At 65.3% G+C, this 9648-nt stretch carries 8 protein-coding genes and 1 rRNA gene; 7 read left to right on the top strand and 2 right to left on the bottom strand.

The annotated features are described in order from the left end of the window. The first annotated feature begins 9 nt into the window (after positions 1 to 9). A 5S ribosomal RNA gene (gene rrf / locus AC1DP9_RS26085) occupies positions 10 to 123 on the top strand. 216 nt (positions 124 to 339) lie between these two features. Further along, positions 340 to 1281: a DUF3047 domain-containing protein gene (locus tag AC1DP9_RS26080; protein ID WP_477108897.1), complete on the top strand. Its 942-nt coding sequence runs from the start codon at positions 340 to 342 to the stop codon at positions 1279 to 1281. 7 nt (positions 1282 to 1288) lie between these two features. Here AC1DP9_RS26080 and AC1DP9_RS26075 read toward each other — a convergent pair whose 3' ends face one another. Together AC1DP9_RS26075 and AC1DP9_RS26070 are read right to left on the bottom strand one after the other, a co-directional pair. Further along, positions 1289 to 2347 (bottom strand): DUF2891 domain-containing protein, encoded by a 1059-nt coding sequence (locus AC1DP9_RS26075; protein WP_477108896.1) that lies wholly within the window; start codon positions 2345 to 2347, stop codon positions 1289 to 1291. A 55-nt stretch (positions 2348 to 2402) separates the two neighbouring features. Further along, complete coding sequence (locus AC1DP9_RS26070) at positions 2403 to 3596, bottom strand: M20 aminoacylase family protein (RefSeq protein ID WP_092298490.1); 1194 nt, start codon at positions 3594 to 3596, stop codon at positions 2403 to 2405. Positions 3597 to 3944: 348 nt separating this feature from the next. Between AC1DP9_RS26070 and AC1DP9_RS26065 the strand changes: the two genes are divergently transcribed. From AC1DP9_RS26065 to AC1DP9_RS26045, 5 genes are all read left to right on the top strand, one after another. Next, positions 3945 to 5528 (top strand): ABC transporter substrate-binding protein, encoded by a 1584-nt coding sequence (locus AC1DP9_RS26065; protein ID WP_092298966.1) that lies wholly within the window; start codon positions 3945 to 3947, stop codon positions 5526 to 5528. Between the two features lie 102 nt (positions 5529 to 5630). After that, complete coding sequence (locus AC1DP9_RS26060; protein WP_477108895.1) at positions 5631 to 6608, top strand: ABC transporter permease; 978 nt, start codon at positions 5631 to 5633, stop codon at positions 6606 to 6608. A 3-nt stretch (positions 6609 to 6611) separates the two neighbouring features. Continuing rightward, positions 6612 to 7550 (top strand): ABC transporter permease, encoded by a 939-nt coding sequence (locus AC1DP9_RS26055; protein WP_092298496.1) that lies wholly within the window; start codon positions 6612 to 6614, stop codon positions 7548 to 7550. A gap of 16 nt (positions 7551 to 7566) precedes the next feature. Then, the gene (locus tag AC1DP9_RS26050; RefSeq protein WP_092298499.1) at positions 7567 to 8565 is read left to right on the top strand and encodes an ABC transporter ATP-binding protein; all 999 of its coding nucleotides are present in this window, start codon (positions 7567 to 7569) and stop codon (positions 8563 to 8565) included. Continuing rightward, positions 8562 to 9626, top strand: coding sequence for an ABC transporter ATP-binding protein (locus tag AC1DP9_RS26045; RefSeq protein ID WP_441592184.1), 1065 nt, complete (start codon positions 8562 to 8564; stop codon positions 9624 to 9626). The genes AC1DP9_RS26050 and AC1DP9_RS26045 overlap by 4 nt, the downstream gene beginning before the upstream one ends. Positions 9627 to 9648 lie beyond the last annotated feature (22 nt).

Here is a 9648-nt window from a genome sequence, read left to right as displayed (position 1 = left end):
CCCCTCATGCCTGGTGACCATAGCGAGTCGGAACCACCCCTTCCCATCCCGAACAGGACCGTGAAACGACTTTGCGCCGATGATAGTGCGGACTACCCGTGTGAAAGTAGGTCATCGCCAGGCTCTTATACCCAGAACCCCCAGCCCCAAAAGGCTGGGGGTTTTGCTTTTGCGGCGACGATTTCGTTCGCGCCGCGAAGCCCTCGTCATTTCAGCTTCGTATCGCTGTTGTATTCAGGGTACCGGAGTATTCCGGCGCGGATTTCGTTCTGTTATGTTTCCTACAAGCGCCGGGTCTAGGCGCGAAGCAGCGACGAGAAATTGGGTTTAGGGGGTTACATGGCGGCCACGAAGTTATGGCCCGCGCTTGCCAGCATGGCAGGCGTGTTGTTGTTGGCGGGATGTGCATCGAGCGGGGGAAATCCTCCCTTCGATCCGACGAAAATGGTCCCAGTGGCCGAAGTGGATTGCAAGACATTCGCGGCTAAAGCCGGCATGAAGTCGGCTGTTCACGTCGATGCGCTGGAGGCGGCGAATATCGCGACCGTGCTGGCCACGCAGCGGAATGCCGATGCTGAGGCTGGCGGCGACTCCGAAGGCGAAGGCGAAGGCAGTGCTGCCGCGCCCGTGGCATTGCCCGAACTCCCTCCATTTTCAGCGTCCGCGTCGCTCGCAAATCTTCCTGCGGGCTGGCAGCCGTGGACGATCAACCGCAACAAGACCCCCACACGCTACACGCTGACCGAAGTGGATCAGCGCCTGGTGCTGCATGCCCAGGCCGACAGTTCCGCATCGGGGCTCTATGTGCCACTGACGCAGCGCGACCCCGGCATGCTTCGCTGGATGTGGAAGACGCGCGACGTGATCCGTAGCGCCGACAACGCGATGGGCCAGCGGGAAGACGCGCCTTTGCGCATCTTCGTCGCCTTTGATGGCGATACGGCCAAGCTGTCGCTGCGCGACCAGCTCATGTACGAAATGGCCCGCATCACCACGGGCCGTGAGATGCCTTACGCCACGCTGATGTACATCTGGGGCGGTCGCCGTCCCGCCGGCGCGGTGTTGAACAACCCCCATACGGATCGCGTCCGCATGATCGTGGTCGATTCGGGCACGCGCCACGCCAATAGCTGGCGCTGCCATGAGCGCGATCTGCGCGCGGACTACCGCAAGGCGTTCGGGACCGATCCCGGCAAGGTCATCGCCGTGGGGCTGATGACCGATACCGACAATACCAAGAGCCGCGCGGAGTCCTGGTACGGGGACATCGTCCTCGATTGACCGGGGACTAGTCCTGGTCGAGTGAGCAGGCGGAGGCCTGGCTTGGCGCCGTGTCCTCGAGCGCGAGCAGGGCGAACGTCGCCAGCCAATGGGTGGCGACGTAGTGGCCGCCCACCGCCTGCGGCAGTGACGCCTCGAGGTGGTCGGACCACGCCCGCACCGCCAGCGGCTGGAGCGTCGGGGGCAGGGCGGGCCCCAGCAGCCGCCAGCACCATGCACGGGACAGGTTCAGGCCGTCCAGGTGCGACATCTTCGGGTCCGTGCGATCCGCCACCGTCACCGGCGTCAGCCAGGTCGCCAACTCGGCCTGCCCTGGCGAGAACATCTCCCACCAGTCCCCGAACGAGCAGTCGTCGTCGGTCACTTGCTGCATCAGGACCGCTTCGATCAATCCACCTGACAGGAACTCGTCGCCGCCCGGCTCGTAGCGGGCGGGATACCGTTGATCATGTCCGAACCAGCGGTGCGCGCGCCGGACAATGGCCTTGCGCAGCGCCAGATGCTGCGTGCTACGCGCGAAATGCAGCGCCATCACGAGCGCAAACGCGCTGTTGAAATGGGTGCCGGTCCGCACCGGGAAATCGGCGATTTCGATGGATTCGATCAGACGCAGCGCGAGGTGGTCGGCCAGGGGCGCACAAGCTGCTGCCCATTGCGCTGCCTGTGGGTCGTCTGCGCCCAGCAGCGTCAGTTCCGACTGGAGGCGCAGCACCCAAGCCCAGCCGTACGGCCGCTCGAACGTGCGCGAGCCCGGACGCTCGAAGTACGCCAACTCCGTCGCCAATGCCTCAGGGCGAAGTTGCGCGTCGAGCGTCTGCCGGATCTGCGGCGCGATCGGCAGGTCCGGGCGCGTCGCCAGCAGTCGCACCAGCAGCCAATGCATATGGACCGACGAATGCCAGTCGTAGCTGCCATAGAAGACCGGATGCGCCACCGCCGGCTCGGTGAGATCGCCGGCACGCGCCATCAGGTGGTCGAGCTTGTACGGATAGGGACGGACGATGTTGTCCAGCGCCACCCGGGCGAAGCCTTCCGCCGTGTTGTCGTCCAACAGCGTATGCGTCATCGCCGGCCTTTCCTATGAGCGGATTCTGAAAAGCTGCCCGCAATCAACGCCAAACTTAGGCGGCAGCGAGCCACTTCTCCACGAGTTTCACGAAGAACGTCGAGCCCACCGGCAGCAGTTCGTCATTGAAGTCGTAGCTGGGGTTGTGCAGCATGCACGGTCCCATGCCGTGGCCGGCCTCGCGGTGCGTGCCCTCGCCATTGCCGATGAACAGGTAGCAGCCCGGCTTTTCCTGGAGCATGAACGAGAAGTCCTCGGCGCCCATGGTCGGCTCGACGTTGCCGTCCACATGGTCCGCGCCCACCACCTCGCTGGCCACGCCCACCGCGAACTCCGCCTCGGCGGCGCTGTTGATCGTCGGCGGGTAGTTGCGGCGGAATTCGAATTCGATGGTGCAGTCGAACGCCGACGCCACCGCGCGCGACACCTCTTCCATGCGCCGCTCGATCAGGTCGAGCACCGGCACCGTGAACGTCCGCACCGTGCCGCCGATCCATGCCTGATCCGGCACGATGTTGGTGGCATCGCCGGCGTGGAACTGGGTCACGGAGATCACGGCCGTGTCGATCGGCCGCTTGTTGCGCGTGATGATGCCCTGCAGCGCCGAGACGATCTGCGTGCCGGTGAAGACTGGGTCGAAGCCGTTGTGCGGCATGGCCGCGTGGGCGCCCTTGCCCTTCACGACGATGCGGAATTCATTGCTCGATGCCATCAGCGGCCCGGCCGTGGTGCCGAACGAGCCCACCGGCATGCCCGGCCAGTTGTGCATGCCGAAGACGGCATCGCACGGAAAACGCTTGAACAGCCCGTCCTTGATCATCTCGCGCGCGCCGCCGCCGCCCTCTTCGGCCGGCTGGAAGATCAGGTTGACGGTACCGTCGAAATTACGGTGCTCGGCGAGGTAGCGCGCCGCGCCAAGCAGCATCGCCGTATGGCCGTCATGGCCGCAGGCGTGCATCTTGCCGTCGTGCTGCGAGCGATGGCCGAAGGTATTGGCTTCCTGCAGGGGCAGTGCGTCCATGTCGGCACGCAGGCCAATCGAACGGCCGCTGTTGCCGTTGCGGATCACGCCGACGAGCCCCGTCGTGCCAAGCCCGCGATGGACCTCGATGCCCCACGATTCCAAGCTTTTTGCGACCAGATCAGCGGTGCGCTGTTCTTCGAAGCAGAGTTCGGGATGGGCGTGGATGTCGCGGCGGAGGGTGCGGATTTCGGCTTGCGCCTGGAGGATTTCTGGGATGAGCTTCATGGTGCCGTACCGGGCAGTGGGATACCCCGATCATACCTGTCTGCCTGCAAAGCGCCAAAGACGGACCTTGGCGCCCCGACTTGGCGCACTGCAGCACGGCACCTCGCGCGCCCGCGCACCCCTCGCCGGGTGGGTTTCCCCGCATGGCGCTGCCGTTCCACTGCTGGAACAGTTCATGCTTGAAGTGCCTGGCCGGTCGCGCCCGGATCCGCGATGCAGAATGGGCCGCACCAAAATGCGGCGATTTCTTATTGCGCAGGCGACGACTGCTCCTTATTGTCATTTCAGACTTCCCACAGGGAGAAACGCGCGATGTCCCTTCGCACTGTCAACAAGGTCAAGATCGCCATGAGCAAGAGGGTCGGCAATACCGCCGCCGCCGTGCTGCTGGCGAGCGCCCTCGGCCTCGGCCTGGCCGCGCCCGCCCAGGCGGTCGACCTGAAGATCGCCATGAGTTCGCCGCCGACCTCGATGGATCCGCATTTCTATAACCTGTTCTCGAACATCAACGTGTCCGAACACGTGTTCGACTCCCTGGTGAAGCTCGACCCGGACAGCCGCATCATTCCGGGCCTGGCCGAGTCCTGGAAGCTCGTGAACAACCTCACGTGGGAATTCAAGATCCGCAAGGGCGTGAAGTGGCATGACGGCACAGAGCTGACGACCGAGGACGTGGTCTGGTCGCTCGACCGCCCCGCCACGATCCTGAACAGCCCGGGCAAGTTCGACGTCTATACCAAGGCGATCATCAACAAGAAGGTGATCGACAAGTACACGCTCCAGCTGACCACCAACCAGCCGTATCCGTTGATGCTGAACGACCTGACGTCGATCTTCATGGTGCAGAAGAAGGCCACGCAGGGCCTGACGTCCGACGACTTCGCGCAGGGCAAGGGCATGGTCGGCACCGGGCCGTTCAAGTTCGTGAGCTACGCCCGCGACGACCGGGTCGAACTGGTCAAGAACCCCGACTACTGGGGCCCGAAGCCGGCCTGGGACAAGGTCACGCTGCGCTTCATCCCGAACCCGGCCACGCGCCTCGCCGCGCTGCTGTCCGGTGACGTGCAGGCCATCGAGAACGTGCCGACGCCGGACCTGCCCAAGGTGCGCCAGGACCCGAAGCTGTCGTTCTTCAGCAAGATCTCGCACCGCGTGATCTACCTGTTTTTCGATGCCAAGCGCGACAAGTCGCCGTACGTCACCACCAAGGACGGCCAGCCGATGGATAAGAATCCGCTCAAGGATGCGCGCGTGCGGAACGCCATCAGCATGGCCATCAACCGGCAGGGCATCAAGGACCGGCTGATGGAAGGGCTTTCCGAGCCGACCAACAACCTCGTGCCGCCCACGCTGTTCGGCTACAACCCGGCCCTGAAGACGGTGAAATACGATCCCGAGGGCGCCAAGAAGCTGCTCGCGGAGGCGGGCTACCCCAACGGCTTCGGCGTCACGCTGCACACGCCGAATAACCGTTACGTGAACGATGAGAAGATTGCCCAGACCATCGCCCAGAACCTGACGCGGATTGGCATCGCCACCAAGGTGGAAGGCATGCCGATGGCCACCTATTCGTCGAAGGGTATCAAGCACGAGTGGTCGTTCGGCCTGCTCGGATGGGGCGCCCAGACCGGCGAGGTCAGCTCGCCGCTGCGTGCGCTGCTCGCCTGCGAGGACTCGAAGAAGGGCTTCGGCACGACCAACTGGGGCGAGTACTGCAATCCAAAAATGGACGTCGTACTAGAGAAGGCGCTGGCCACGGTGGAAGACGCTGAACGGTCGAAGCTGCTGCAGGAAGCCACGGCCATCGCCATCAACGACGGCGGCATCATCCCGATCCACCAGCAAGTCACCACGTGGGCCACGCAGAAGGGCATCACCTACGTACCGCGTACCGACGAGCGCACTTATGCGCATAACTTCAAGCCGCAATAAGTCGGCTGGGGTCAATCGGCTGCACTAAGCTAGCAGCGGATGCCGTCGTGCAACGGTCCCTGACCTGGGGACCGTTGCCGGCGAAAGGATAGTGTCTCCACCATGCTGGTTTTCATCATCCGGCGCCTGATGCAGAGCGTGGTCGTGCTCCTCGTCATGTCGCTGCTCGTCTTTCTTGGCGTTTTTGCGATCGGCAACCCGGTCGACATCCTCATCAGTCCGCAGGCGGACCAGGAGGACATCAAGCGCACCATCGCCGCGCTCGGGCTGGACAAGCCGCTCTGGGAACAGTACTGGATCTTTCTGCAGAACGCGCTGCACGGCAACCTCGGCACGTCGTTCGCCCATGGCACGCCCGCACTGAAGCTGATCTTCGAGCGCATGCCGGCGACCATGGAACTGGCCGTCACGGCCATCCTGCTGGCCATCGTTCTCGGCATTCCGCTAGGTCTCTGGGCCGGGCTCCGGCCCACCGGCGTGGCCGGCAAGTCGATCATGACGATATCGATCCTGGGCTTCTCGCTGCCCACGTTCTGGGTCGGCCTGATGCTGATCATGGTGTTCGCGGTGCAGCTTGGCTGGCTGCCGTCGAATGGCCGGGGCGAGACCGTGCGGGTGCTGGGCATCCCGCTCAGCTTCCTGACCGTGGACGGCATCCGCCACCTGATCCTGCCGGCGGTCACGCTGTCGCTGCTGAACATCGCCATGGTGATCCGGCTCACGCGCGCCGGCACGCAGGAGGCCATGCTGCAGGACTACGTGAAGTTCGCCCGGGCCAAGGGCTTGTCGAACTCCCGCATCGTCGGGGTGCACGTTCTTAAGAATATTCTGATCCCGATCGTGACCGTGATCGCGCTCCAGTTCGGCTCGATCATCGCGTTCGCCATCGTGACCGAGTCGATCTTCGCCTGGCCCGGCATGGGCAAGCTCATCATCGACTCGATCCAGTTGCTGGACCGCCCGGTGATCGTGGCCTACCTGATGGTGATCGTGACGCTGTTCATCCTGATCAACCTCGTGGTGGACATCGTCTACAGCATGCTCGATCCGCGCGTGCGCATTGCCGACAACAAGGGCTGAGCCATGAGCGCGAGCACCGTACCGAACCCAACCAAGGAAGTCGCGATCCCGGCCGTGCCGGCGAAGGAGCAGACGCCGTTCCGCCGCTTCGCCCGGCAGTTCCTGGAGAGCAAGCTGGCCGTGCTGGGGCTGGTGACGCTCGGCCTCATCATCCTGATTGCGATCTTCGCGCCATGGCTGGCACCGCAGAATCCGTACGACCTGGCCACGCTGGACGTGCTCGACGCACGGATGGCCCCGGGCGAACAGGCCGGCAGCGGCCTGACCTTCCTGCTGGGCTCGGACGAGCAGGGGCGCGACATCCTCTCCGCCGTGATGTACGGCCTGCGTATCAGCATCGGCGTGGGGGTGCTCAGCACGGTGATCGCGCTGCTGCTGGGGGCGACGCTCGGCCTGCTGGCCGGCTTCCTCGGTGGCCGCATCGAGGCGCTGATCATGCGCGTGGCCGATCTCCAGCTCTCGTTTCCGCCGATTCTGCTGGCGCTGATCCTGCTGGCCTTCCTGCGGCCGGGCCTCGGCAACATCGTTATCGCCCTGGTGGCGGTGCAATGGGCCTACTACGCGCGCACCACCCGCAGCGCGGCGCTGGTGGAGCGGCGCAAGGAGTACATCGAGGCCGCCACGTGCCTGGGCCTGCCGCCGGGGCGCATCATGTTCCGCCACCTGCTGCCGAACTGCCTGCCGCCGCTGATCGTGATCGCCGCGCTGCAGGTGGCATCGGCCATCACGCTGGAGGCCACGCTGTCGTTCCTCGGGCTCGGCGTGCCGGTCACGGAGCCGTCGCTCGGCTCGCTGATTTCGAACGGCCAGCAGTACATGCTGTCCGGCAAGTACTGGATCAGCTTCTTCCCGGGGATCGCGCTGGTGGTGACCATCGTGTCGATGAACCTCGTGGCCGACCAGTTGCGCGACGTGCTGAACCCGCGCCTGCAAACGCAATGACCGCCCAGGAGCGCGCATGAGCCAACCTACCCTGGTGGTCGAACACCTGAAAACGCAGTTCTTCACGCGCGCCGGCGTGGCCAAGGCCGTGGACGACGTGTCGTTCTCGGTCAACCGCGGCGAGATCATGGGCCTGGTCGGGGAGTCCGGCTCGGGCAAGTCGATGACCGGCTATTCGATCATGGGCCTGATCGATGCGCCCGGCAAAGTCGTCGACGGCCGGATCGCGCTGACCAGCCGCGACGGCGTGACGCGCGACCTCCGCGCGCTCACCCCCGCCCAGCAGCGCGACGTGCGCGGTAACCGCATCGCAATGATTTTCCAGGACCCGATGATGACGCTGAACCCGGTCCTGCGCATCGACACCCAGATGATCGAGGCCGTGCGCGCGCACGACAACGTCAGCAAGCCGGCCGCCCGCGAGCGGGCGCGCAACGCGCTGGCCCGGGTCGGCATTCCCTCGCCGGACGAGCGCCTGACCGCCTACCCGCATCAGTTCTCGGGCGGCATGCGCCAGCGCGTGGCGATTGCCATCGCGCTGCTCAACAAGCCGGACCTGATCATTGCCGATGAGCCGACCACGGCGCTGGACGTGACCATCCAGGGCCAGATCCTCTATGAGATGCAGACGCTGTGCCGGGAATCGGGCACCGCGCTGATCTGGATCACGCACGACCTGTCCGTGGTGGCCGGGCTCGCGGACAAGGTCTGCGTGATGTACGCCGGGAAAATCGTGGAATCGGGCGATGTGCGCCAGGTGCTGGAGCATCCCGAGCACCCGTACACGCACGGGCTGATCGGCTCGGCGCCGTCGCGCAACCCGCGCGGCACGCCGCTGCGGCAGATTCCGGGGATGACGCCATCGCTGCTGAATCTGCCCGGCGGCTGCTCGTTCCGCGAGCGCTGCCCCTACGCGACCGACATCTGCAAGACCGAACCGCCGCTCGGCACCTCGCCAGACGGCCGGGAGCTGCGCTGCTTCCACCCGGTACTTGCCCAGCAGGAGGCCGCATGAGCCAGTCCGTGATCGATACTCCGGCGAGTGCCGCCAACATCACGCCGACCGAGCCCGCGACGCCTCCCGCGCCGCTGCTGGAGCTGCGCGCGGTGTCCAAGCGCTTCGTCAAGACGCTCGACGTGGCGGCCAAGATCGCCAATGTCTTCGGCGCGAAGCAGCGCGTCGAGGTAGTGCACGCCGTAGATCGCGTGGACCTGGCGATCCGCGCGGGCGAGGTGGTGGGGCTGGTGGGCGAGTCGGGCTGCGGCAAGTCCACGCTGGGCCGGATGGCCGTGGGGCTCCATACGCTGACCGAGGGTGAACGGTTCTGGCGCGGCGTGGATCTGGACCGCCTGCCGCCCGACAAGCGCCGCGAGAAGCAGCTCGCCATCCAGATGATCTTCCAGGACCCGTACGCGTCCCTGAACCCCCGGCTGCGCGTGCTCGATATCGTCGGCGAGGCACCCGTGGTGCACGGCATGGTCGAGAAGGGCGCCCAGAAGACCTATGTGGAAGACATGCTCGTACGCGTGGGCATGGATCCCACCGTGCTGCGCCGCTTCCCGCACCAGTTCTCGGGCGGACAGCGGGCGCGCATCGGCATCGCCCGGGCCTTGGCCGTGAAGCCGGAGTTCCTGGTCTGCGACGAATCGGTGGCGGCGCTCGATGTCTCGATCCAGGCCCAGGTCCTGAACCTGTTCATGCGCCTGCGGGAAGACCTGAACCTGACCTACCTGTTCATCAGCCATGACCTGGGCGTGGTCAAGCACATCAGCGACCGCGTGGTGATCATGTATCTGGGGAGGGTGGTGGAGTCGGCGCCCACCGAGGACGTGTTCGCGGCGCCGAACCACCCGTACACGCAGGCGCTGCTGGCCGAGGCGCCCAAGCTAGAAGTGGGCAAGAAGACCTATGTGGCGATCCGGGGCGAGATCCCGTCGCCGCTGAACCCGCCGCTGGGCTGCCACTTCCACCCGCGCTGCCCGCACGCGATGCCGCGCTGCCGGGAGGAACAGCCGATGCTGAAGGAGATCGCGCCGCTACGCTTCTCGGCGTGCCATCTGAACGATATGGCTTGAAAGGGGCCCCTCCGCCCTAGGA

This window comes from Cupriavidus sp. 01L43, from assembly GCF_056399925.1.
This window is presented reverse-complemented; position numbering and strand designations above follow the sequence as displayed.